The organism is Nocardia sp. NPDC058480 (assembly GCF_042720495.1).
Taxonomy (GTDB): Bacteria; Actinomycetota; Actinomycetes; order Mycobacteriales; family Mycobacteriaceae; genus Nocardia.
Genome location: NZ_JBHXMN010000020.1, coordinates 1 through 21,818, shown reverse-complemented (window position 1 = coordinate 21,818; position 21,818 = coordinate 1). Strand labels below are relative to the sequence as shown.

26 protein-coding genes and 1 tRNA gene are annotated in these 21,818 nt (G+C 63.6%); 21 read left to right on the top strand and 6 right to left on the bottom strand.

The features are described from left to right. Window positions 1–92 precede the first annotated feature (92 nt). From ACFWO8_RS29960 to ACFWO8_RS29945, 4 genes are all read left to right on the top strand, one after another. Complete coding sequence (locus ACFWO8_RS29960; protein ID WP_022565839.1) at window positions 93–329, top strand: MbtH family protein; 237 nt, start codon at window positions 93–95, stop codon at window positions 327–329. Window positions 330–407: 78 nt separating this feature from the next. Continuing rightward, window positions 408–479: transfer RNA gene (locus ACFWO8_RS29955), tRNA-Thr, on the top strand. A gap of 228 nt (window positions 480–707) precedes the next feature. Then, window positions 708–1,055 (top strand): hypothetical protein, encoded by a 348-nt coding sequence (locus tag ACFWO8_RS29950; RefSeq protein WP_378970355.1) that lies wholly within the window; start codon window positions 708–710, stop codon window positions 1,053–1,055. A gap of 324 nt (window positions 1,056–1,379) precedes the next feature. Further along, window positions 1,380–2,558: a hypothetical protein gene (locus ACFWO8_RS29945; protein ID WP_378970352.1), complete on the top strand. Its 1,179-nt coding sequence runs from the start codon at window positions 1,380–1,382 to the stop codon at window positions 2,556–2,558. 184 nt (window positions 2,559–2,742) lie between these two features. On the opposite strand, the gene ACFWO8_RS29940 is transcribed toward ACFWO8_RS29945, so the two are convergent. After that, a complete protein-coding gene (locus tag ACFWO8_RS29940) occupies window positions 2,743–2,931 on the bottom strand; it encodes a hypothetical protein (protein WP_378970347.1) in 189 nt (62 codons plus the stop codon). 163 nt (window positions 2,932–3,094) lie between these two features. Between ACFWO8_RS29940 and ACFWO8_RS29935 the strand changes: the two genes are divergently transcribed. Both ACFWO8_RS29935 and ACFWO8_RS29930 read left to right on the top strand, forming a co-directional pair. Next, on the top strand, window positions 3,095–4,330 hold the full coding sequence (locus ACFWO8_RS29935; RefSeq protein WP_378970336.1) for a helix-turn-helix domain-containing protein: 1,236 nt from the start codon (window positions 3,095–3,097) through the stop codon (window positions 4,328–4,330). Between the two features lie 367 nt (window positions 4,331–4,697). After that, window positions 4,698–5,108, top strand: a complete 411-nt coding sequence (locus ACFWO8_RS29930; RefSeq protein ID WP_378970329.1) for a DUF4189 domain-containing protein — start codon at window positions 4,698–4,700, stop codon at window positions 5,106–5,108. Between the two features lies 1 nt (window position 5,109). Here the strand turns inward: ACFWO8_RS29930 and ACFWO8_RS29925 are convergent, their stop codons facing one another. After that, window positions 5,110–5,469: a winged helix-turn-helix transcriptional regulator gene (locus ACFWO8_RS29925; protein WP_378970324.1), complete on the bottom strand. Its 360-nt coding sequence runs from the start codon at window positions 5,467–5,469 to the stop codon at window positions 5,110–5,112. Between the two features lie 98 nt (window positions 5,470–5,567). On the opposite strand from ACFWO8_RS29925, the gene ACFWO8_RS29920 reads away from it, so the two are divergent. From ACFWO8_RS29920 to ACFWO8_RS29870, 11 genes are all read left to right on the top strand, one after another. Then, window positions 5,568–6,431, top strand: a complete 864-nt coding sequence (locus ACFWO8_RS29920; RefSeq protein ID WP_378970319.1) for an NAD(P)-dependent oxidoreductase — start codon at window positions 5,568–5,570, stop codon at window positions 6,429–6,431. Between the two features lie 132 nt (window positions 6,432–6,563). Beyond that, window positions 6,564–7,187: a class I SAM-dependent methyltransferase gene (locus tag ACFWO8_RS29915; RefSeq protein ID WP_378970311.1), complete on the top strand. Its 624-nt coding sequence runs from the start codon at window positions 6,564–6,566 to the stop codon at window positions 7,185–7,187. A 121-nt stretch (window positions 7,188–7,308) separates the two neighbouring features. Then, window positions 7,309–8,025, top strand: coding sequence for a type IV toxin-antitoxin system AbiEi family antitoxin domain-containing protein (locus ACFWO8_RS29910; protein ID WP_378970305.1), 717 nt, complete (start codon window positions 7,309–7,311; stop codon window positions 8,023–8,025). A gap of 110 nt (window positions 8,026–8,135) precedes the next feature. Continuing rightward, the gene (locus ACFWO8_RS29905) at window positions 8,136–8,930 is read left to right on the top strand and encodes a nucleotidyl transferase AbiEii/AbiGii toxin family protein (RefSeq protein ID WP_378970300.1); all 795 of its coding nucleotides are present in this window, start codon (window positions 8,136–8,138) and stop codon (window positions 8,928–8,930) included. 332 nt (window positions 8,931–9,262) lie between these two features. Next, the gene (locus ACFWO8_RS29900; protein WP_378970295.1) at window positions 9,263–9,700 is read left to right on the top strand and encodes a hypothetical protein; all 438 of its coding nucleotides are present in this window, start codon (window positions 9,263–9,265) and stop codon (window positions 9,698–9,700) included. 254 nt (window positions 9,701–9,954) lie between these two features. Continuing rightward, on the top strand, window positions 9,955–10,200 hold the full coding sequence (locus tag ACFWO8_RS29895) for a hypothetical protein (RefSeq protein WP_378970290.1): 246 nt from the start codon (window positions 9,955–9,957) through the stop codon (window positions 10,198–10,200). Between the two features lie 248 nt (window positions 10,201–10,448). Beyond that, on the top strand, window positions 10,449–10,796 hold the full coding sequence (locus ACFWO8_RS29890) for a YciI family protein (RefSeq protein WP_378970285.1): 348 nt from the start codon (window positions 10,449–10,451) through the stop codon (window positions 10,794–10,796). After that, window positions 10,793–12,028: an RNA polymerase sigma factor gene (locus ACFWO8_RS29885; protein ID WP_378970282.1), complete on the top strand. Its 1,236-nt coding sequence runs from the start codon at window positions 10,793–10,795 to the stop codon at window positions 12,026–12,028. The genes ACFWO8_RS29890 and ACFWO8_RS29885 overlap by 4 nt, the downstream gene beginning before the upstream one ends. A 129-nt stretch (window positions 12,029–12,157) precedes the next feature. Next, window positions 12,158–13,576 carry an ATP-binding protein gene (locus tag ACFWO8_RS29880; RefSeq protein ID WP_378970277.1) on the top strand — a complete coding sequence of 473 codons (1,419 nt, stop codon included), beginning with the start codon at window positions 12,158–12,160 and terminating at the stop codon, window positions 13,574–13,576. Between the two features lie 147 nt (window positions 13,577–13,723). Then, window positions 13,724–14,350 carry a helix-turn-helix domain-containing protein gene (locus ACFWO8_RS29875; RefSeq protein ID WP_378970272.1) on the top strand — a complete coding sequence of 209 codons (627 nt, stop codon included), beginning with the start codon at window positions 13,724–13,726 and terminating at the stop codon, window positions 14,348–14,350. A gap of 230 nt (window positions 14,351–14,580) precedes the next feature. Then, window positions 14,581–14,751 carry a hypothetical protein gene (locus ACFWO8_RS29870; protein ID WP_378970267.1) on the top strand — a complete coding sequence of 57 codons (171 nt, stop codon included), beginning with the start codon at window positions 14,581–14,583 and terminating at the stop codon, window positions 14,749–14,751. Here ACFWO8_RS29870 and ACFWO8_RS29865 read toward each other — a convergent pair. Together ACFWO8_RS29865 and ACFWO8_RS29860 are read right to left on the bottom strand one after the other, a co-directional pair. Continuing rightward, a complete protein-coding gene (locus ACFWO8_RS29865; protein WP_378970264.1) occupies window positions 14,737–15,162 on the bottom strand; it encodes a hypothetical protein in 426 nt (141 codons plus the stop codon). The two genes, ACFWO8_RS29870 and ACFWO8_RS29865, sit on opposite strands and share 15 nt — an antisense overlap. A 43-nt stretch (window positions 15,163–15,205) precedes the next feature. Next, window positions 15,206–15,838 carry a Uma2 family endonuclease gene (locus ACFWO8_RS29860; protein ID WP_378970260.1) on the bottom strand — a complete coding sequence of 211 codons (633 nt, stop codon included), beginning with the start codon at window positions 15,836–15,838 and terminating at the stop codon, window positions 15,206–15,208. A 65-nt stretch (window positions 15,839–15,903) separates the two neighbouring features. On the opposite strand from ACFWO8_RS29860, the gene ACFWO8_RS29855 reads away from it, so the two are divergent. From ACFWO8_RS29855 to ACFWO8_RS29840, 4 genes are all read left to right on the top strand, one after another. Next, the gene (locus ACFWO8_RS29855) at window positions 15,904–16,011 is read left to right on the top strand and encodes a DUF6069 family protein (protein ID WP_378970255.1); all 108 of its coding nucleotides are present in this window, start codon (window positions 15,904–15,906) and stop codon (window positions 16,009–16,011) included. Between the two features lie 150 nt (window positions 16,012–16,161). Further along, entirely contained in the window at window positions 16,162–16,398 is a 237-nt protein-coding gene (locus tag ACFWO8_RS29850) for a type II toxin-antitoxin system VapB family antitoxin (protein ID WP_378970249.1), read from the top strand. Continuing rightward, window positions 16,395–16,805, top strand: coding sequence for a PIN domain-containing protein (locus ACFWO8_RS29845; protein WP_378970240.1), 411 nt, complete (start codon window positions 16,395–16,397; stop codon window positions 16,803–16,805). Before ACFWO8_RS29850 ends, ACFWO8_RS29845 begins: the two co-directional genes overlap by 4 nt. Before the next feature lie 60 nt (window positions 16,806–16,865). Further along, window positions 16,866–17,126, top strand: coding sequence for a hypothetical protein (locus ACFWO8_RS29840; protein WP_378970230.1), 261 nt, complete (start codon window positions 16,866–16,868; stop codon window positions 17,124–17,126). 123 nt (window positions 17,127–17,249) lie between these two features. Here ACFWO8_RS29840 and ACFWO8_RS29835 read toward each other — a convergent pair whose 3' ends face one another. Both ACFWO8_RS29835 and ACFWO8_RS29830 read right to left on the bottom strand, forming a co-directional pair. Further along, complete coding sequence (locus ACFWO8_RS29835; protein WP_378970225.1) at window positions 17,250–17,588, bottom strand: hypothetical protein; 339 nt, start codon at window positions 17,586–17,588, stop codon at window positions 17,250–17,252. A gap of 12 nt (window positions 17,589–17,600) precedes the next feature. Then, window positions 17,601–21,818: DUF6531 domain-containing protein (locus ACFWO8_RS29830; protein ID WP_378970220.1), on the bottom strand; the 4,218-nt coding region annotated here is incomplete at its 5' end.

Sequence of the window (21,818 nt, the reverse complement as noted above, 5' to 3'; positions counted from 1 at the left end):
GTAACGTATGCCTTGCTAGGGTCGACACAACGCTCGTGGCTTCGCGGCCGCGCAGTGATCCTGTACACAGCGCCAGTATCCAGTGAGGTGAAATGAGCACCAACCCCTTCGACGACGAGGACGGCCGCTTCTTCGTTCTGGTCAACGATGAAGAGCAGCACTCCCTGTGGCCCGCGTTCGCGGAGGTCCCGGCGGGCTGGCGTGTCGTGTTCGGCGAAGAAAGCCGGGCAGCGTGCGTCGAGTACGTCGAGAAGAACTGGACCGACATGCGGCCGAAGAGCCTGCGTGACGCGATGGCCGCCGACGACGCAGCCCGCGCCCAGTCCTGATCTCCTCCGCCTCCGCGTGACACCCCAATCCGGTGTCACGCGGTTGGCGTGCGCGGCTAAGATAGTCGCGCACCACCCGCCTCCTTAGCTCAGTGGTAGAGCACCGCTCTTGTAAAGCGAAGGTCGTCAGTTCAATCCTGACAGGGGGCTCATCTCAAAAAAGGCTCTGACCTAGGTCAGGGCCTTTTTGCGCGCTAGCCGCCTTCGGTGAACCGGCGTTTGGCCGCACTGTGGACGCACTCTGTTCCCGTCGTTCGGCCACGGCGTCCACATCGTCATCGACCAAGTCGGCGTAGACATCCAGCGTCATCGCTTCGTGCCTCCCCTAGCCTTTTTTTGGGGACGACAGTGTTCGTGAATGCTTGTAGCATTCGGCTCATGAAGCGCGCAAGCATGTCTTTCGTCGGGGCGCTGGCCCTCGCCGCAGCGGTGGTTGGTGCCCCCTCCGCCGCTGCCTTTCCTATTCCGCTGCCGACCGGGTCGTCGATGCCGCTGCCGACCGGGTCGTCGGAGGGTCAATGGGCGATCCTCGACGGTAAGCTGATGATCGAGAACCTGGACCGATGCTGGGCCAGCGGTTTCCCGCGCGAGGTGACCTACGAGAACCGAAGCGACCGAACACTTCTGGTGTTCTCTACCCCGGACTGCACCGGGGCGCCGGTGGCGACGGTGGCGCCTCGCAGCATTGCCAATTACTACAGCTGGTCGATGGTCGCAGCCAGGTAGCGGAGCATCGCTCCGACGTGAAAGGCCCTCGACGACCGCGTGAACGCGCCGCCGTCGAGGGCCTTTCCTCGGCCGATCGCCGTTGACCGGCTCAACGCCATGAAGCGCGTGAGGAGATCCTGCTCCGGTCGCGGTTCTCCGATGCTCATGTTCGAGCCGAAGCGTTCAGCGCGGCGTCGGAACTCGCGTACGCGATTGGATTCAGCTCCCACGATGTCGGCGCGGACGGGGCGGCACTGAGGTACTTCCTGGCAGCGCTGCGTGGGTGCCGGTGCGCGCTGTAACGTCACGAACGGCTGATCGAAGTGGGACCGGGGAGGGATCGTGGGATACAACACGTCATGGATTGCCGTGCGCGGAAAGTCGTCGGAGGCCGTCTGTGCCGCGTTGGGGCTAGTCGGTACCGGTAAAACCCGGTCGACGTCGTCGGCGCCATATTCGGCGGCCACCTTGCCTGGTGGATGGTTCCTGGTCGAGGCCTGCGCCGACGCGGAATGGGCCGAGGGTGTCGATCTGGTGTCTTTGTCGGCCGGTTGCGAGATTGTCACCCATGCCGTGAATAACGGTGGCGGCAACAGCGCAACCGGATGGCACGACGGCCGGCGGCAGTGGCTGATCGATGCCTACGAAGAGCTGGAGATCATCGGCCAGCTGCCGCCGGAAGCTGAGGCCGTCCTTGCCGCGATCACCGAGTCCGACGACCCGGACGAGTGGGAGTTCGACCCCGTGATCGGCCTGACCGCGAGCCTGGTCGGCTACGAATACGGTAGCTCGTTGACCGAGGGCGCCTTCGAGATCTTGGATCATCCGGAGTACCGGGATCTGCCGGATCTGGCGTTCACGCGCCTTACTGAGGCCCTTGATGCGGCGGGCTTCGATTTGGTCGCAGTCGAGGAAGTCCGCGAGCAGTGTTATGTGAGTGCCCGGTTCGTCAATCGCGGAATCGCTGTGGCGGGGATGACGCCAGATCTGCATGTCAGCATCGCCCGCCACCAACACGGTGGCGCTGTGATCGATGGCAGTGTCTGGGTCATGGCGCAACAGGTCAATGACCTGCTGTGCGAGTTGCCCGCTCAGGCGTGGCTGGACAGGGAGTCGGCGACGTGGCTTCGCAGCACCCACCTGACGGTGTTGGGCCGTGATCGCGAGCCCAGCCGGTTGGGTAGTCCGGCCGAGGTCGAGCGATCCGTACAGGAGTTCGTCTCGTTCGCCGAACGGGAGGTCGCGGCATGGTTCACCACCGTCGACGAGACTCTCGGCAGCCTGATCGCTGTGGTTCGATCACCGCCGTTGCGGAACACATGGGCGTTGCGCCCAACGGTGGTGGCCTGCCTACTCAACGGACGAACGGATCGGGCTGCGGCGCTGATGAATTGGTATATCGCTGCGGGCAATTATCCCAACCGTGATTCCGCGCAACGGATCACCGCGTTCGATGACGCACTGCAGGTCAGATTCCCGCAATACGCTGGATTGCGCGCCGCTGCTGCTCCCGATGCCTGAAGAACGACCGGGTCGGGCACCGCGACCTGGAAGAGCTGAGCCTGGTCCACCGCACGTCCGGGGACGTGTAGTGGACCAGATCCATCGAGCCAGGACACGGTGCTACCTCACCGCTCGGGCCAGAGCACTACGCCGACGAGGACGGCCAACGGAAGGCCGATCGCGACGACGAACCCGATGGTGATCATCGGCCGTTACTCTCGGCTGCGGTGAGCCATGCCTCTATGTCGTCCAGCGACCCGGACACAACCACGCGCCAGGGGTTCGACAGCTCCCATTCCCACGGCGGCTCGGGTGCGTAGCGGATAGACAGCGAGCGGCGCGCGGCGCGCTCTCTCAACTGGGTGAGTCGGTCCGTCGTCGCCTTGCTCATCGGTCCCCCTGGTGGGTCGGGTGTCGAATGCGCCCGCAGCCGGGAAACCGGTACCGGGCCGGTTCGGTACCCGGCGGCGGGGCTGAATCGACTGTGCCAGTGCGGAGGTCGCGCACTGTCCCGGTACGGGACACACTTCGCACGTAGCATGTGTGTTTTCCGGGTGTCTTCGACGGGAGCGGATATGGACGCCGACCGGTTCATCGGGCAACAGGTGCGCGCCATCCGAGCGCGGCGCGGTATCTCGCAACAGGTGCTGGCCGATCGCACGGGGGTGAGCCGTGGGGCAATCGCGAAGTATGAGAACGGCGAACGGCCGATCGATTCACGCCGGACGCTGCTCGCCCTGGCGGCGGCGCTCGGGGTCACCATCGGTGATCTGACCAACCACGAGCAAGACAAGCTCGACCCGTCCACGGCTGGATTCCATGCCGCTGTTCCTGATCTGGAGACAGTGTTGTGGTCGCGCGGCAACACCACCGACACCGCGCTGCCGCGCTCTCTGGACGAACTGGCCGCGCTCACCCGCACGGCTACCAAGCTGCGCCACGATTGCGACTACGCGACGCTCGGGCCGATGCTGGCCCCGATGCTGACCGATGCCTACCGTCATGTTCATGACGCCGACGCCGGTAGCGCCGAGCGCGCGTGGGATGTTCTGAGCACGGTGACCTACGGCGTCGCGTCGGCGCTGCGAGCACGCGGGTACCACGCCCTTGCCTGGAACGCCGCGCAGGAATCCGAGCGCGCTGCCGCCCATGTGGACGGGGCCGCGCCGATCGCCGCCGCCGCATTTGCTCAGGGCCAGATCCTTTTGTCTCGCCCTGGTGCGCTGCCTGCCGCCCTGGCGACCACGACCGAGACCGCCGAGCGGGTCGCCGCCGATGTGCGCACCGTGGGCGATGTGGAGACGCTGGGGATGCTCCACCTACAGAGTTCGATCGTCACGGCCACGATGGGCGGTGACCCCGAGCCCTACCTAGCCGAAGCGGCCGACCAGGCGGCGCGATTGGCTGATGCCATGCCGAGCACGTCGGTGGCGCGCAATGAGTCGTTCGGCCCGGCGAACGTGGCCTTGTGGCGGATGTCGGCGGCGATGGAACGGCGTGAGCCCGGTGAGGTGCTCGCCCTGGCACCGACGCTCTCGCCGGTCGATCTGCCCAACGATGGCCGCCGTGCTCAGTACTTCGTGGAGACGGGCCGCGCGTACGCCATGCAGAAGAACTACCGCGATTCGCTGTATGCCCTGTTGCGCGCAGAGCACGCCGCCCCCCAGCATGTCCGGAGCATGTCACCGGTGCGCGAGCTGGTCGGGCACATGATGCGGACGGTGCGGCGCGACCTGACGACGGGTGATCTCGGGAAGCTGGCGCAACGGGTCGGCGTCGTGCCTTCGTGAGGTGCTGTACAGCGCAGGTCAGTACGGGTATCCGGTGGCCTCACTTTGGACGCAATCTCTACTGATCACGGGTGATTACCGGTGATCACCACTGACATTGTTTCCGCTGGTCGGGACATGAAAAGGCCCCCTGCCAGGACTGACCCGTGAGTTCAATCCTGACAGGGGGCTCGAGAAGCGCCCGACCTAGGAAAGGCCAAACAGGTCGGGCGCTTTTGTTTTCGGCGAGGTCAGCGCTGGGAGCAACGCCCCCAACTTTGCTAGGGCGGCTGCCCCAAAACTTTGGGGCCACCTCGCGTTCATGCGCTGCGGTATCTTCCATGCGATCGCCGCACCCTAGTCGGCGCGCAGAGGAAGCACACACCACATGTTCAACAAGTCCTTTGCGGTCGCCGCGCTCTCGGTGAGCGCCGCTGCCGTCCTCGCGGCCCCGCCCGCCGCCGCCGACCCGGTCAACTGGGGCGCCGCTTCCCTCAGCGTGTGGGGCAACGTCTACGCGTTTTCGGTCAACCACCCGACGGAAGCCGACGCCATTCGAGCCGCCGACCGGGCGTGCAAGGGTCAAGGCATCATCGACTGCCGGATGGTGGTGACGTTCGCGAACGGCTGCGGTGCGGTCGCGACGAGTCCGCTCGCGATCGTCGCAGGATTCCCGATCTTGGGCTTCGGTAAAGGGGCGACCCCAGGGGAGGCGCACGCAGACGCCATCCGCAACCTCCCCACCGGCACCGGAAGCGCCGGCTCGTTCGATCACGCCTACGCCTGCACCCTGCCTTGATTCAGTTCCCGCTGACCGCACCTTCGGCGCGCGGTGTCTCCATGAGATGTTCACGGCCCCAGGCTTCCAGCGGAAGCAGCGCGTTGTTGAGCAACACGCCCAGTGGTGTCAGCGAGTACTCGACGCGCGGGACGACCTCGTCGAACACCTCGCGGTGCACGATTCCGTCGGCTTCCAGCTCCCGCAGTTGCGTGGTGAGGACCTTCTCTGACACACCCTGTACCTGGCGGCGCAATTCACCGAAGCGGTGGGGGCGTTCGCTGAGCGGCCACAGGATCATCATCTTCCACTTGCCGTTCAGGACCGACAGGGTGGCGTCGAGTCCGCATGTGTACGCGCCCGGCCTGCGTGTGATCGGCACGAATGCCCCTTTCACCTGCTGTTCTCTTACCCGGAAGTACGTACCCACTTCGCTGTGCGTACTTGTTCGGCCCGGGTGGCTCGCCAAGAGTATTGCTCATGTCCGATCACTCGAAGAAGTCACTGACCGTCCTCGGCCTCGGCGATATGGGCTCGGCCCTGGTGCGCTCCTGGCTCGCCGACGGGTACGCCGTCACGGTCTGGAATCGCAGTGCCCGACCGGCTCCAGACGGGGCGACCGTCGCCGCGACCGCGGCTGAAGCCATCTCCGCGAACTCGCTGATCGTCGTTTGTCTCCTCGACGACGCGTCGGTGCGCGCGACCCTGGACGGCATCGACCTGACCGGGCACGACATCGTCAACCTGACCACCAGCACCCCCGCCGAGGCCCGCGAACTATCCGACTGGATTGCCTCGCGCGGCGGGCGTTTTCTGGACGGCGGGATCATGGCTGTGCCGTCGATGATCGGTGTGGTCGAGTCCGGCGCGTACGTCTTCTACAGCGGTTCGGCGCACCTGCACGAGACCAACGCAGATGCGCTGGCCGTGCTGGCCAGGGTCGAATACGTAGGCACGGACGCCGGTTTCGCGGCTCTGTACGACATCGCCCTGCTCAGCGCGATGTGGGGCATGTTCGCCGGCGCCGCGCACGGCTTCGCCTTGATCCGTGCGGAGGACATCTCACCGGTCGATTTCGCGCCCTTCATGGTCGGCTACCAGCAGGCGATGGCCGGCTACGCGTACGGCACCGCCGCCCAGCTGGCCAGTGGCGACTACGCCGAGGGTGTCGAATCGAATCTGGCGATGATGGTCACGACGAACGGCACGTTGCTGCGCACTGCCGCCGAACAAGGCGTCAGTCCGGAGCTGCTCACGCCTTTCATGGCACTGATGGAGCGGCGGGTCGCCGAGGGCGGCGGGCACGAGTCCAACACTGGTGTCGTAGACCTGTTGCGTCGTTGAGTTGCGGTGCCGCGGGTACCCCCGCGTGTAGCATGGCTCGACCGCCACGGTGCTCGACGACGGGCAGAATTGCGGGGTGCATGGGTCGAGTTCGCCGATGCCGAGGGCATTTGGGATCGCTAGCGTTGACGAATGATCGATCCGAAGGCCCTGTCCAGTACCGCTGGCTATGGTGAAGCCGCCGACGCGCTCGCCGAGCAGTACGAGAGCGTCTCCTTCGCCGATGTTCACTGCGACGTACTGCACCTGTTCCCCTCTCGGCCCAGCGCGATCCTCGACATCGGCGCAGGCAGCGGCCGCGATGCCGCCGCACTGGCAGGCCAGGGGCATGTGGTCGTCGCCGCTGAGCCCACCGCGGAACTTCGAGCCCTTGGTCAACAGATCCATGTCGGCCGGGCCATCGAATGGGTCGACGACTCGCTGCCCGAAATGCGGATTCTTCGCAGTCGCGGCGCACGCTTCAACGTGATCCTTCTGACGGCGGTGTGGATGCATCTGGATGAACCACAGCGGTCGTCAGCGATGAAGAGGATCGCCGAATTGCTTGCCTTCGAGGGGCGGGTGATCTTCTCCCTGCGCCACGGCCCCGTCCCGGCCGGACGGCGGATGTTCCACGTTTCGGCACACGAGACGATCGAGCTCGCCCGAGGCTATGGTCTGAGCGTTGTGCACCTCAGCGAGCGTGCAGACCCGCATGGTCGGCAAGACGTGCACTGGAGCTACTTGGGATTGCAACAGGAGACCGCAGCCGACTGACGAAGCCAGCGCTCGGGGTTCGCCCGGCGTGCTGCCCATGTCCCGTTCCCTGTGGACTGGATATGGCACGATAATAGCCATATCTGGCACAAAAGTGGTCAGAATTAGCTATTATCGTGCCATGTCTACAACCAGTCGTGCCGCAGAGGTGGTGGGACTCGCCAATGAGCAGCGGGGGTTGATCACCAGCAGGCAGGCACGCTCGATAGCTGGTGTGACACCCCAGCAGCTCAAGCAGATGGCTGATTCCGGCGTACTGGAACGACTGCACCACGGCCTGTACCGGGTCGCGCGATTTCCTTATGACGAGCATCAGGAGAAACGGGTTGCTTGGATCGCGATCGATCCGGCGCGAGTCGTCTGGGAGCGCCTCGACCAGGATGTACCGACCGGTGTCCTATCCCATCGCACCGCGGCAGAGATGCACCAGCTGGGTGACCTCGACGCCGACGTAGTGGAGCTGACCGCAGCCCGCCGGATCCGGCTCGCGCTACCCGATATCGAAGTACACCGCGGGGAGCTCGTCCGTGACGACTGGCAGGTTGTCGACGGACTACCTGTGACAACTCCGGTCCGCACGATTGATGACCTGGCGGCTGCCTTCGTGGACGCCGGTCATCTGGCAACAGTTGTTCGCGAAGCGCTTACCCGCAGCCTGGTTGCTACCGAGGACGTCGTCACAGTGCTGGCGGCGCACGCATTCCGCTACGGCTACCGCCCGTTCGACGGTGACGGATTCCTCGAAGCACTGATCGAACAGGCCGGTGTATCGGCAAACACCGTGGCACTGGCCGAGATCGCAGCGCGCGCCGCTGCGAGACCTACTTCAGAGAGGTGAGCAAAGTGGAGCGGTCCCCGCAGTCCGTCAGAACTAGCATCACCCATCGGCTGAAGACTCATGCTAAGGAGAACGGCCAGCAATTCAACACAGTGAAGCGGAGTTTCGTGATGTCCCGCTTCCTCGCGCGTGTATTCGACGCCGACCCGCAGGGGTGGATCCTCAAGGGCGGGGTCGGGATGATGGTGCGTCTTCCGCACGCCAGATACAGCCGTGACATTGACCTGATGGTCGCGTCAGACGCTGCGGACCCGGTTGCTGAGCTACGTCGCGTGGTTCGCGACCACCGCATTGATCACTTCCGTTTCGAGGTTGGCCAACCAGTGGCGCTGAGCAACGGGAAAGGTGCACGGGTCACCGTCGGCGCGCTACTCGGTGGCACAACGTTCGATACGTTCAGTATCGATATCGTCGGCGCACGGCGAGAACTAGTTGGACCAGTCGAGCGGAAGTCGATCCCACGCTTGATCGATACCGACGACTTTCCGCCGGAAACCGACGTCCAGCTCTACCCGCTCGTCGACCAGATCGCAGACAAAATCTGCGCGATGTACGAGATCTACGGCACGCGTGCGCTTCAATCGTCCGGCCGGTACCGCGATCTTGTCGACCTGTTGCTCGTCAGCATGTTCCTGCCGATCAGCCTCCGACTGGCGGTCGCGGCGGTCGAACGTGAGCGGGCCGCGCGCGGCATCGGCACACTGCCGGTCACGCTCACTAGTCCTGGCCCGGATTGGAATCGCGGCTGGACGTCCGAGGCGAAGAAGAGCCCGCTGGCTTCGGACCACCATGACCTCGAAACGGCCATCGCGGTCGCAGGTCGTTGCTACAACCGAATCCTTGGTTCGCTTCCCGAGGTTGAAACCGGCGAGGAGTGGAGCCCTGAACGGGCACTCTGGGTGTAGAGCGCTTGTCTTTTCAAGCGAAAGGTCGGTGCTCGACCGGGAGGCCCCGATCAGTTCCTGACCGAATCGGTTCGGGGAGTGGGTCATTCGGAAGCTGGTGAGGTGCGAACACCATGTTCTTCTGCGTGCACGCAGGCATCTTTGATGCTTTGCCCAGTCAATTTGCCTGAACGGTAACGAAAGTTAGTTTTGCGAAGATCACCTCAGCGTGGGGTGATTGCACCTCCGAGATCACCCGAGCGACGAATACTGTTCTGCAGGCGAGTCTTTCGCTCGGGCATCCTGTCCAGTTCGCACATGATCGGTGGTAGGAAGACTTGAACATCTCACGTATGCGTATCGGTTCGATCGGCGCGGTCGCAGTGGCCTGTCTGGCAGGCGCTGTTGTCGCCGTCGCCCCCATGGCTGCGGCGCAGCCCGCCAAGTCGCTGTGCTCGATGACTTACCTGACCCCTGACAACCCCGAAGTCAACGGTTCCAGTGAGGTCAAGGTCGACCGCAACTCCAACGGTTCGCTCGAGCTGACTCTGATCACCGACGCCAACTCCAAGGGCGGTTACGACCAGTCGTTCACCGCGACCTGGGCGAACATCGACACCGGCCGAAGCGGCAGCGGCGATGCGAAGACCTGGGTAGCGGGCCACCGCACGCTGCTGTCGATTCCCGAAGTGTGGACCGAGCCCGGCCGGATCGCCTTCGTCTTCGGCACGTCCAACGAGGCCGGCCAGAGCGTTACCTCGGGTCAGTGCATGGCGGAGTACGCCGCGTAGTTCTCACGCGGGACGCGCGTGACGTCTGGACCTGGGGTCACGCGCGCTTCGAGAAGTCCCCATTCGCCAGCAGCATCTCGCTGCCGTGCTTCGGCACCGGGCCGCGCTCACGTCTGCAAACAGCCGTGAGCTGCGGGTTCCGTGCTGGCACGGATGTGGTGGATCAGCGGCCAGCCGCACACTGGGCCAGTGGACCGAATTCGGTCTATGTGGTGTATCGGCTCCGAACGCCGATCCAGTGGAAGGTGAAAGACATGAAGAAGTTTGCAATGCGCGCGGCGATCGCCGCAGCTGCGATCACGCCGATGGTCGCCTTCGCGAGCGGGGTCGCTTCAGCAGAGTCTGCGAGCTCTGGCGTCAACGTTGGTTCGGTAGAAAGCGTCACGTCAGCCAGGCCTTGGGCAACACCAGTGCACGCTTGTGGCGGCACCGGCCTGCTGAACATGAACATCACACTTTTCCATGCGGACGTCCCCTTCCCCATTTGCATCAAAATCTGATGCAACGTCTTGCGGGCCTGTCATAGCGCGTTCCTTCGCGTCATCCGTAGGAAAACGTTCACAGCTACCTTTGAACTGTGAACGTTTTCCTGCGGAATTCCGCGGCGATCGCAGCACCTCTCGAGACCGGTCAGCTCCAGGAGCAGAGGTTCGAGAGCATCATGGTCAGAGTTGTCGTATTCGTGTTCGGTCGTTCGTGGAGAGGGTAGAGGCTGCTGAGGTGGCGGCCGCCGACGAAGGAGTTCGAGATGGCTCAGTACTTGCTTTCCGTAGTTGTCGACCCGAGTGCCTACGACATTCCGCAGGAGGAGGCGCAGCCGCAGTACGACGCGACGGGGAAGTTCAACGACGAGCTCAAGGCCGAAGGGGTGTGGGTGTTCGCGGGTGGGCTCGGGCGGATCGATGAGGCGACCACGGTCGACAACACCGGCGCGGATGTGGTCGTCACCGACGGGCCGTACGCCGAGACCAAGGAATGCCTCGGTGGATTCTGGGTCGTGCAGGCACCTGACCTCGATGCCGCTCTGAAGATCGCCGCAAGGGCGTCGAAGGTCTGCGAGCAGAAGATCGAGATCAGGACGTTCGACGGCGCATGAGCGACGACACTCGCGCGCGGATCGATCGGATCTACCGCGAGGAGTACGGCCGGGTGGTCGCCTCGCTCGCCCGGCGCTTCGGCGATCTCGACATCGCCGAGGACGCGGCGGGTGAGGCCCTGCTCACGGCCATCGAACGGTGGCCGGTCGACGGCATTCCGCCCAACCCGGGCGGCTGGCTGACCAAGACCGCGGGCAACCGCGCGATCGACCGGATCCGCCGGGAATCACTGCGCGACTCGAAGCACCAGGCAGCCATGATCATCGAAGATCACGAACCGCACGAACCGACCGGACCGATCAACGACGACCGTCTCCGGCTCGTATTCACAAGTTGTCATCCGGCATTGGCGCCGGAGGCGCGAGTCGCGCTGACCTTACGCCTGCTCGGCGGGCTCACAGTCGGCGAGATCGCAAGTGCGTTCCTGGTAGCCGAAACGACTATGGCGCAACGTATCACCCGCGCCAAAGCCAAGATCAAAGCCGCGCACATCCCGTTCCGCGTGCCCGATCGCGATGACGTCACCGATCGGCTCGGCGGAGTGCTGGCCGTCGTCTACCTCATCTTCAACGAGGGGTATCTGGCAGGCGCGCAAGCTATTCGGGTCGACCTGATGGCGGAGGCGATTCGGCTCGGTCGCATCGTGCGAGATCTGCTGCCCGATGACGGTGAGGTCGCCGGGTTGCTCGCGCTCATGTTGCTCATCGATGCGCGCAGTGCGGCCCGTTTCGCGGGCGGGGAGCTGCTGACGCTCGACGAACAGGACCGTGGCGGCTGGGACCGCGCCCTCATCGTCGAGGGGCACGCGCTGGTGCGCGAATGCCTAGGTCGAGTCGCGGCAGGTGGGCCTCGACCTGGTCGCTACCAGCTCATGGCGGCGATCAACGCGGTGCACACCGACGCGGCGGACTCCCGCGATACCGACTGGAACCAGATCGTCGCCCTCTACGACCAGCTCTACGCCGTAACCCCCACCGCGATAGTCGCCCTCAACCGAGCCGTCGCCATCGCCGAACTCGACGGCCCCAATGTAGCTCTGGCGCAAATAGATTCCCTGCCGCTCGACGGTTACCATGCCTGGCACGCCGCCCGCGCCGATCTGCTTCGCAGGTTGGGACGCGGCGCCGAGGCGAGGTCCGCCTACGACGCCGCGATCGCCGCCACGCAGAACCCGGCGGAGCGCGCGTACCTGACCAGAAGACGCGAGCATCTGGTCGATCCGGGCAATTGAGCAGCGCTTACGGCACGTAGAGGTCTGTGCGGAGCACTGCATGGTCCAGTGGGAGGTTCGCCTGTTGCTAACATGCATCTTACTAACATTGATGTTAGTAAGATGCGGTATCCTCTGGAGGGCGGCGGTATGGCTGAATTCGTGGGTAGGCGACATGAGCTCGAGACGTTAGATCGTGAACTGGGCAAGGTGACGGCTGGCGTCGGTGGGGAGCGGCCCGGGCGGTGCATCATGCTTCGAGGACGCCGCCGGGTGGGTAAGTCACGATTGGTGGAGCGGTTCGCTGAGAAGTCTGGTGCGCCGTTCCTCTTCTACGCAGCCACGGGCGCTTCGCCCGGGGCGGACCTCGAGCGGCTCAGCCGGGATGCGCAGTCGTCCAGCCTTCCGCTGGCAAATCTGCTGTCTGCCGCCCGTCCGGCGAGTTGGGATGCCGCATTCGATGTGTTGGCGGCGGCGTTGCCACAGGACCGGGCGAGCGTGGTTGTCATGGACGAGGTGCCCTATTTGATGGATGCAGATGGCGCCTTCGAGGGGATGTTGCAGCGGGCTTGGGACCGAATGCTGGAGACGAAGCCGGTGCTGCTGGTTCTCATCGGCTCTGACCTGTCGATGATGGAGGCGCTCAACAGTTATGGACGCCCGTTTCACCAGCGTGGGCGAGAGATGGTGCTGGGGCCGCTCAACCCCGCAGAGGTGGGGCAGATGCTGGACCTCGGTCCTGCTGAGGCTTTCGATGCGGCCTTGATCACCGGTGGATTGCCTTTGATCTGTGCGGAATGGATGCGCGGTGCCGGAATATGGGATTTCTTGGAGGCTGCGCTCAGCGATCCGGTCTCGGCTTTGCTGGTGTCGGCGGAGCGCTCGCTTGCCGCGGAGTTTCCACAACAGGTCCAGGCTCGCACCGTTCTTTCCGCGATCGGTAGCGGTGAGCGGACGTTCTCCAACATTGCCCGCGCCGCGGGCGGGATGGGAGCGAGCCCGTTGCAACGGTCGCTGGGGATCCTTGCCGACAAACGTATTATCGCCGCAGAACTGCCGCTGTCCATGCGCCCGTCGAAGGATCGTCGCTATCGGGTGGCGGATCCCTATCTCCGTTTCTGGTTGAAATTCCTGGGTCCGGCGATGGCGGAGATCGAGCGCGGCCGGGGTGACCTGACGTTGAATCGCATCCGCGAGAGCTGGACAAGTTGGCGCGGCAGGGCGGTTGAACCTTTGGTGCGTGAGGCGCTGGCACGTCTGCTGCCCGACGCAAACCTCCCCGCTGCACCTGCCATCGGTGGCTACTGGACCCGTACCAACGATGTAGAGATCGATATCGTCGGCGCTGACCGTGCGCCGATCGCCAAGGAGTTGTTGTTCGTCGGCTCGGTCAAATGGCTGGAGAACTCCCCATTCGACCGGCACGATCTCGCTGCCCTGCTTCGGCACCGGGCCGCGCTCACGCCAGATCCGGTGCCGGTGATCGCAGTCTCGCGCAGCGGGATCGACTGTGCCGGACTCGACGCAGCGTATGGTCCGGCGGACTTACTCCCGGCGTGGTCTTCGTGAGTGCGGCCGAGCTCGTGGCGGCGATCAACGCCGCCACGCAGAACCCGGCGGAGCGCGCGTACCTGACCAGGAGGCGCGAGCATCTGGTGTAGAACTGCCCGGTCTTCTGTTCGGTCTATGTGAGGACCGAATCGGTATACTTGTGTCATGAATGTGGCCGAGTATGCGGAGCTTGCTGGGGTGTCACCTCGGCGTGTTCGCGCGCTGGCCCGGGCAGGTGCGGTGCCGGCTCGCAAAGTGGGTGGCCGTTGGGTGGTGGATGCGCCTCATCCGGTTCGGCGGGCGGCGCGGCGGCCGTTGTCGGAAGCATCGCAGCGCGCGCTTGTGCGCGCACTGCACGCCAGATCATTGGGCGAATTGACCGGCCAGGTGCGTGCCCGCACGGCCGAGCGGCTGAGGCTGTTGCGCACGGTGGATGATCCGGCCGAACTATTGGTCGATTGGTGGGCCGGGCGCCCGCCGACACAGTTGGACGGCGGGTCCAATCTGGTTGTGCACGCGATCGCGGGGAACAAGACGCGGGTCTGGGAGGTGCTTCACCGGCCTCGTCAGGAGTATTTGCGATATCCGTCGACACTGGCACGGGTGGTTCGCGACGAACGGGCAATCCAGGGGCTGGCGCGGAGTGACCTTGCCGAGCGCGCCGGGGTGGATCGCGCCTTGGTGGTGGCCATCGAGCGGGCCGAATCGGTACGTGATCTTATCGGTCTGCGAAAAGTGTTGCGGGCGTTAGGTGTCGAACCCACGGCCCTGCCCGCGATGGACCTGCGATGACAGAGGTTCTCCATGCGTGGTTGGAGGGGCACCACGCGGGAACGTTCACGCGCGGGCCATCCGGACACGTTCGTTTCGACTACAGCGAGAACGCGCCCACCACGCCGATCGCGCTATCGCGTGGCAGCGACAGCGCAGTTCGATCAGAAGCTGGCAATGGGTAGCGGCGGGCGCGGCGTGCAGCGGAAGTAAGGCTGCCGCACTGGCGCAAACTCGCCCGGATTTCGGGCTTGGTCGAGGATCGGGTAGTCGAACTGGTGACATCGCTGGCCTATTCCCTTCAGGAAGCGGTCGACGCTGTCGAGGTGGAATCGGCTGTCGATGAGATCGCTCGGAGCCGCGAACTGATCGGCAAGAACATCGCGTCGATCGCGAGCCGCTCGGCGCTACGGCACGAATAGGTCTGTGCCGGAGCACTGCATGGTCTGGCCCGCGGACACGCCGGAGGTGCCTACCGAGCCGGTCAGACGCACTGTGCCCCAGCCGGGGTGGATATCGAAGCTGGGCATGTTGCCGCTGACGGTGCCGTGCTGGGCGGTGACGCCGGATTCGCCGGTGTCGAGGTTGGTCCAGTTGACGGTCGCGTGGTAGCTGAAGGGGCCGAAGGCCGAATCTCCGCGCGGCTGGACCGAGATGGTGCCGGGGCGGTCGTCCGACGAGGTCGCCACGAGGGACAGATAGAACGGGTACAGGTGGAAGTTGGCGTTCGAACCGAGGCACTGGATCTTCGCCTCGCGCACCTCCGCCGACGCTGTTCCGGTGCCGAGTAGCGAAATCGCGACGATAGCGGTGAGCCCGATGGTCGAACGCATCTGCGAAACCTTCCGTTAGGAGCTATCTGACCTACTCAGGTCGCTAGTAGGCCAGGCTTTTTGACGGGATCGTGAAAGGGAAGGGCAGGTGGTAGGTGAAATCGCCGACGCCGACCCACTGTGCGACCGGTTCGTAGTGGAACGCCCGCAGGGGAGTGACACCGGCTGGGCGGTGTTCCGGAGCGGGTAACAGCGCGTTGATTCGAATGGTTACTGCTTGCTCACCAGCATCGACTTCCCAGTACCAGGGGATTCCGGCCTCGGCATAGCGGGTGGTCTTCCGGGTCATGTCTTGAACGGAGTTCGACGGCGACAGGACTTCACCCGCGATGACAACGGCGGACGCGGGCACGTCCTGCTCCTGGTCTGGCAGGCACCGGTACAGGATGAAGTCAGGTTTGAGGAAGTCGTTCTTGGCGGTGAAGAATATCGGCTGCTCGACATCGGCTTCGAAGCACTCGTCGTGTTCTGTACGTACGGCCGACCAGGCAGACTCCAGTGCGTTGCGCAGGCGTACCGCGGCCCGCTGATTTCGGCGGGGCCCGGTGCGTGCCCAGATGACGCGACCATGGTCGAGTCCTTCCACGCACTGCGCGATGGCATCGGGCAGTGCTAGGAATTCCTCCCAGGTGAGGGTTTCTGGGAGCGAACCGGCGCTGCCGAGGTCTGCGGTCACCCTGCAAGGCTAGCGTGCGGGACCCGCCAGGTCTCCAGGAAACATGGCCCTACCGGCTCTCGAGCGTGACCGCGTCGGCCGACACCAACCTCACCCTGATGCTCACACACCTCGTCGCCACCGCGATCGTCATCCCGGTGGTCGCCACGCGGCTCGATCGTCGGAGTGCATGACGGGGCATCGACTGTGGGTGGTGTTGCAGTGTTCGCACTCGAGTAGCTGAGACTCGCCAGGTCGGCAGACCGCGGTGATTCTCGGCCTTGAAGAGGCCGAATGTTGGTGGCATACTCAATGTACATACATTGGATACAAGGTGGTGTGTCATGTCGGTAACTCAGATCGATCTGGACGACGAAGCTCTCGCAGAAGCAATGAGGTTGATGGGCTCGACCACCAAGAAGGACACTGTCAACGCTGCCCTGCGGGACTATGTGGCGCGGGTGCGACGGGTGGAGGCCGCACAGCGGTTGTTCGAGCGCGGGCAGCGCGGTGATTTCGATGAAGCCGCTGCGGCGAGTGAGGCGGCGAAAGCGGCACGCAGGCAAGCCTTCTCGCGGTGATCGGGTACCTGCTGGATACGTCGGCGCTGTGGCGCCTGTTCCGTGAGAAAGATACGTTCGCGAGATGGCGCCCCGAAATTGATGCCGGCGCGCTCCGGATCTGTGAAGTCACGCGGGCAGAGTTCTTGTTCTCGGCGACAAGTTCAGCCGACCGCGATGATCTTGCTGCCGATATCGATGCGGTATGCCTACCCGCGGGCGTCCCCAAGAACGCCTGGAGATGGGTCGACACTGCTCAGTACAAGCTGACTCAGCGGGGACAGCACCGCTCGGCAGGCGTGGGCGACCTGGTCGTCTGCGCTACTGCTGTCCACCACGACCTGACTGTCCTGCACACTGACGACGACTTCGCGACTGTCGCCCGCGTGCTACTCGAGCTGCGCCAACGCGATATACGTACGGGGTGACGGACCGGCCACACCGGATCAGTAGCTACGGCAGCCTGTTTCGTATAGAGGTGGAATTCAATGAGTGAGTTTCATGTCACGGCTATCTACCCGGTTAGCTTCATGGACAACCCGTATGTCGTGGGCAGGGCCACAGGAAACTTTGAGATCGGACAGCAGGTGACGCTGCACCGGGGTGATGGAACCGAGGTTAACGGCATGCTCGAGTCGATGCACTTGAAAAGATCGGTGCCGGGTGTCTATTCCCTCGTATTTTCGGAGGGAATATCGCGTGTTGTCCAGCCCGGTGACGTCATTTGTTTTGATGTGTCCTCGTTGTAAGAATTATCTTGGCGCAGGGCTTGCTCGTCGGCATCGACGTCTCATTACCAGGGGATTCCGGCCTCGGCATAGCGGGTGGTCTTCCGGGTCATGTCTTGAACGGAGTTCGACGGCGACAGGGATTCACCCGTTTTCCTTCAGTGTTCGCGAACGTTCGGCGAGTGATTCGGCATGATCATCCCAATCTGGTCCGAAACTGTACAAGTCGACAGACGCTTCGTGTAGAAGTTCTGCGTTATTTGGATCCTGTAGGCACGCTAGGCGAAAACTGAGGTTTCGCGCCCACACCGGCATGCCCATCCAGTCTTTTTGCAGCTCTTCGCTCAACATCGAAGTGATGTCATCGACATCGGCGAATGTTATCAACTCAATAAATGCTCGTGCCGCATCGGAAACTTGCTCCCGAGATGAATCATCGAGGCTGGAGATCAGTTCCCGAGCCGCCCTACCAAGGTTGGTCATATTGTTATCCAATCAATTGAGCCAATACGTTCCAATTCGAAACACGCCATCCGGTGACTGCATTATTCGGTATCCGACGTTGTGCCCATTAATAACCGCGTTTCGTTGCAATGGGCCGCTGAATCCGGGTGTTCCACCCTGAGGTATCGCGCCGCCACGGTCTATATGATCGTAGACGTCCGAAACGATACCCTGTTCGATTTCATCGGCAGTCATCCCTGTTGTGCGCAGATCATTCTGCACGCCACCCGGCCCCGTGTGTGCCCGATCATATCCATGGCCCGTGTTGAATTGCCACTGGTCGGTACCTACTTGACCATTACGTTTTAGGTCCTTTCCTGTTCCCTGGGAGCCGGTGTAGCTGACCTGGCGACATGCACTCGGCGCAAGGCCCAGCGGGTCTGCCCACACGACGGGGTTGTGAGGGTATGTCATCGGGTTGGGCGCGGGGTCAAGGCCCAACGGATCTTGCGTGAGGTATCGGCCGGTTTCGGGGTCATAGTAGCGATGCCTGTTGTAATGGAGGCCGGATTCACAGTCGTATTGCTGACCCTGAAATCGATGGGGCGTGTCCTGCCCGGTCCAGACAGTTTCACCCCAAAGCGTCGCGGTAGCGGTCGAGGCTATTTCGCCGGTGGTGGGGTCGGCGAGGTGGGTGGGGCTGCCTTCGAGGTTGGTGACGATTGCCCAGAATTGGTCGTCGATGGACTGGGCGAGGGGGACGTGGGTAGTTGGGTGGTTGGTCCAGGTGTAGGTTTCGGTGCCTGCGTGGTCGGTGGTGGCCTGTTCTGTGAGATGAACGCCGTCCCAAGCGAATTCGGTGTAAGTGTTGCTGGCTTGGTGGTGTTTGCTGGTTCGACGGCCGAAGGAGTCGTAGGTGTAGGACCAGGTGGTGTTGTCGGGGATGGTGACTTCGATGAGTTGGTCGAAGGCGTTGTAGCGGTAGTGCCAGATGGCGGGTTTGCGGGAGATCCGGGTCTTCTCTTTGCGGATCAGGCGGCCGGCGGGGTCGTAGTGGTAGCGAGTACGGCCGGCGCGAACAAGGAGGTTGTTGCGGTACTCGAAGCGAGGATCGCTTGCGGGTTCGGGCGGGATATGCTCGGGCCCAATGGGATCGGATGGCGCCGTTGATATCGCGAAATCGGCGGTCGTTAGGTTCGAGAGAGCGTCGTAGGTGTACTGCTCGGTGACACCAACGTTGGGGGTCGCGATGTCGGTGATGCGCCCGATCACATCCAGGGTGTAATCACGACGGCGGTTTGTCGTCGGTGTCGCAGTGGTGTGGCTCGTGATGTAGCCATCTGGGCGCCAAGTGTATTCGTCGCGTTCGAGCAGCCGGGTGGGCATGCTGCTGTGCGGGTCGAGCTGGACGAGTTCGCGGCTGAGAGTGTAGCCCGTTGGGCTGTGGGTGTTGTGTTGCCCGATTCCGGCGCTGTGCCAGCTATTTTGGCGAGCGATCGGATCGTGGGTGAAGTCGAAGCGGTGCCCGTTGGTGGTGAGAGCGGCTACCTGGCCGGTCAGGGTGTGTTCGTAGCTGGTCTGCACCCCGCTCGGGGTCGTGTACCCGGTGCGGCGGCCGTGCTCGTCGTAGTCGTAGGTGACTGCGTGTCCGTCGACGTGCTGGGTCAGGACCCGGCCGGCAGGCGTGTGGGCGAAGGTGACCGAATGGATGGTTTTGTCGTGTAGGCCGTTTCGAGCCGTCGCGAGATGCCCAGTCGGGATGTAGGTGTTCGTGATCCATTCACCGGTATCGGTGCTGACACCGGTGAATCGGCCGAGGATGTCGTAGGTGTGGCGGCGTTGGACACCTGTCGGCGTCATGGTGGTAGCGGGCCGGTTGAGCAGGTCGTGCTCGGTGTGGGTGACCGATCCGTTGTAGTCGGTTTCGGTGCAGACGTTGCCGGTCGGGTCGTATTCGTAGGTCCAGGTGTCCCCGAGCGGGTTGGTTACCGAGGTGAGACGACGCTCGGTGTTGTGGGTGTAGGCGGTGATGGTGCCGTCGGCGGCTTCGCGGGTGCTGATCAAGTCGAAGGCGCCGTGGGTGTAGCGCGTGATGGCACCGATCTGGTTGGTATGGGTGAGCAGGTTGGCTTCGCCGTCGTATGTCCACGACTGGGTGGTGCCGTCGGTGTCGGTGTGGGAGAGCAGCTTTCCCTCGGCCGAGTATTGGTTGGTGCTGATATTGCCGAGCGGGTCGGTGATGGTCGTGGGTCGGCCGAACGTATCTCGCTCGACGAGGGTGACCGCGTTGTTGGGTTCGACGATCCGGATCGGTAGCCCGGCGGCGTCGACGTCTATGCCGGTGGTGGCGCCTGTCGATAGCCTGATCGAGGCCGTCGCACCACCTCGATGATGGGTGTAGGCCGTGGTGACACCGTCGGCATCGGTGATGCTGGTGAGGTTGCCGTGGCGGTCGTAGGTGCGTGTGATAGTCGTGCCATCGACATCGGTGATCGTGGCCGGGCAGTGGGGCGCGGCGTAGCTGATGGTGATGATTGCCTGGTCGGGGCGTCGGAGCAGAACCAGGTCACCGTCGGGGTTGTAGAGATAGACGGTGGTATTGGCATAGGCGTCGACGTGGCGGACCGGTTGGCGGTACTCGTTGTAGTCGGTGATCGACGTCGCGCCGCGTGGATCGATCAGGTTGCGCAGGCAGAGGTCTTCGTCGAACTCGAAGACGGTGGTCGCGCCGAGAGAGTTCGTGTGATGAGTGCGCGACCGCCCGAATTCGGGAAGCGGTTCGTACGCGAAAGTCGCCGACAGGATGCCGTCGGTGCCGACCTGTTTGATGACCCTTCCGGACCGGTCGTAGGTGTTGTGCATTGCTGTGCCGCGGGAATCGCGCCATGACAGCATGCGGTGCGCATCGTCGTAGCTGTAGGTCGTGGTCGCAGCGACACCGTTGGTGACCGAGGTGAGATCATCTGCCGTATAACCGAATTCGCGAACAGTGGTTTCAATCGGTTCGCCGGCGGGGGTGGTGCCGAGCACTGTCAGGCCGGTGACACGGTCGTCGGTGGTGTCGATCCGGACGCAGTATCCGCCGGAGTGGGTGACTTCTACCGGATGGCCGGTGTCGCTGTAGTGGAAGGTGATTCGGTTGTGGTGGCGGTCGGTGATCTCGGTGATCGGATAGTTGCCGAGTGGGGTTTCCAGCCCGGACGTAACAGGTTTGGGCCGGAAGCTCCAAGTGAGTTCGCGGTCTGGGTCGTGGACTGAGTATCCGCCCGTTTCGGTGCGGGTCATGGTCGCGCGGATGCCCTTGTGTACCGGGCGGACTGGAACATCGGGGGCGGCGTGAGGGAACTGCCACAGCTCACCGTCGGGTCCGACGAACCGGACCCCGACTTGATCTACTTCGACCCGCATATCCAGCGACGCGGCCCAGGAAGGCCCGAACCAACGACCGAACCGGTAGGAAGAACGGTGCCGACGAGTCAACACCAAAGCCAGCACACCGGGGAGCTCGACATCGGTTTCGGGGAGCAGGAACTCGCCGGTCGCGACGTCGACCGGGTCACCACATTCAGTGGTTTGCGTCGTGGTCTTGTTGAGGTTCGGTTTATCGGAGCCAGACTGGTCGGGAAGCTTGCCCGTATCGCTCGGAGTGCTCGCCGGTTTCGTGCCCGGGGTGTCCGGATTGTCGGCCGTCTTCGCAGGCGTGTCGGGCGTGGTTGCCGGATTCGTCGGTGTATCAGGCTGTTTCGTGCTCGAGGGCGTTGTCGAGGTATCGGCGGGCTTCGTACTCGTGGGGCTCGTGCTGGTGTCGTCGGCATTCTTCGACTTGGACGGGGTCTTCTTGAATGCCTTCGCGATATCGCCGAACGCTGACTTCAGCTGCTTGAGTAGCGGTTTCAGCTTCGACATCGTCTTGGCCAGCTTCGAGAACAACTTCGAGATTGTCGCGACGGTTTTGGCGATGTAGGCGGTGGCTTGGACCGCGACGAGCGGGGTGGCCAGACCGACCGAGAAGACCAGTTCCGCGGCCCAGACCGCGAGGCGGCCGACGGTTTGGGCTACCAGGTCTCGGACGGTTTCGCGGACCGCGGCCACGATCCCGCCTGCCATGCGGATTGCCGAGGCTGCGGCCGTGGCTGCGGTGTTGGCCGCGGTGAGCAGGTTCGTGGTGTTGGAGGCCGCGGATTTGTAGGCGGTGGCGGTTTGGCCGGTCCAGTCCGCGACGTCTGCGGTGACGGCGGCGTTTTGGGCGGTGGCTACTTCGCTGATGCG

Bases quoted from the DNA above. Each gene is read 5' to 3' on its own strand.
- ACFWO8_RS29960 (WP_022565839.1), top strand. From the start codon at position 93: ATGAGCACCAACCCCTTCGACGACGAGGACGGCCGCTTCTTCGTTCTG.
- ACFWO8_RS29950 (WP_378970355.1), top strand. From the start codon at position 708: ATGAAGCGCGCAAGCATGTCTTTCGTCGGGGCGCTGGCCCTCGCCGCA.
- ACFWO8_RS29940 (WP_378970347.1), bottom strand. From the start codon at position 2,931: ATGAGCAAGGCGACGACGGACCGACTCACCCAGTTGAGAGAGCGCGCC.
- ACFWO8_RS29930 (WP_378970329.1), top strand. From the start codon at position 4,698: ATGTTCAACAAGTCCTTTGCGGTCGCCGCGCTCTCGGTGAGCGCCGCT.
- ACFWO8_RS29920 (WP_378970319.1), top strand. From the start codon at position 5,568: ATGTCCGATCACTCGAAGAAGTCACTGACCGTCCTCGGCCTCGGCGAT.
- ACFWO8_RS29915 (WP_378970311.1), top strand. From the start codon at position 6,564: ATGATCGATCCGAAGGCCCTGTCCAGTACCGCTGGCTATGGTGAAGCC.
- ACFWO8_RS29910 (WP_378970305.1), top strand. From the start codon at position 7,309: ATGTCTACAACCAGTCGTGCCGCAGAGGTGGTGGGACTCGCCAATGAG.
- ACFWO8_RS29905 (WP_378970300.1), top strand. From the start codon at position 8,136: ATGTCCCGCTTCCTCGCGCGTGTATTCGACGCCGACCCGCAGGGGTGG.
- ACFWO8_RS29900 (WP_378970295.1), top strand. From the start codon at position 9,263: ATGCGTATCGGTTCGATCGGCGCGGTCGCAGTGGCCTGTCTGGCAGGC.
- ACFWO8_RS29895 (WP_378970290.1), top strand. From the start codon at position 9,955: ATGAAGAAGTTTGCAATGCGCGCGGCGATCGCCGCAGCTGCGATCACG.
- ACFWO8_RS29890 (WP_378970285.1), top strand. From the start codon at position 10,449: ATGGCTCAGTACTTGCTTTCCGTAGTTGTCGACCCGAGTGCCTACGAC.
- ACFWO8_RS29885 (WP_378970282.1), top strand. From the start codon at position 10,793: ATGAGCGACGACACTCGCGCGCGGATCGATCGGATCTACCGCGAGGAG.
- ACFWO8_RS29880 (WP_378970277.1), top strand. From the start codon at position 12,158: ATGGCTGAATTCGTGGGTAGGCGACATGAGCTCGAGACGTTAGATCGT.
- ACFWO8_RS29875 (WP_378970272.1), top strand. From the start codon at position 13,724: ATGAATGTGGCCGAGTATGCGGAGCTTGCTGGGGTGTCACCTCGGCGT.
- ACFWO8_RS29865 (WP_378970264.1), bottom strand. From the start codon at position 15,162: ATGCGTTCGACCATCGGGCTCACCGCTATCGTCGCGATTTCGCTACTC.
- ACFWO8_RS29850 (WP_378970249.1), top strand. From the start codon at position 16,162: ATGTCGGTAACTCAGATCGATCTGGACGACGAAGCTCTCGCAGAAGCA.
- ACFWO8_RS29840 (WP_378970230.1), top strand. From the start codon at position 16,866: ATGAGTGAGTTTCATGTCACGGCTATCTACCCGGTTAGCTTCATGGAC.
- ACFWO8_RS29835 (WP_378970225.1), bottom strand. From the start codon at position 17,588: ATGACCAACCTTGGTAGGGCGGCTCGGGAACTGATCTCCAGCCTCGAT.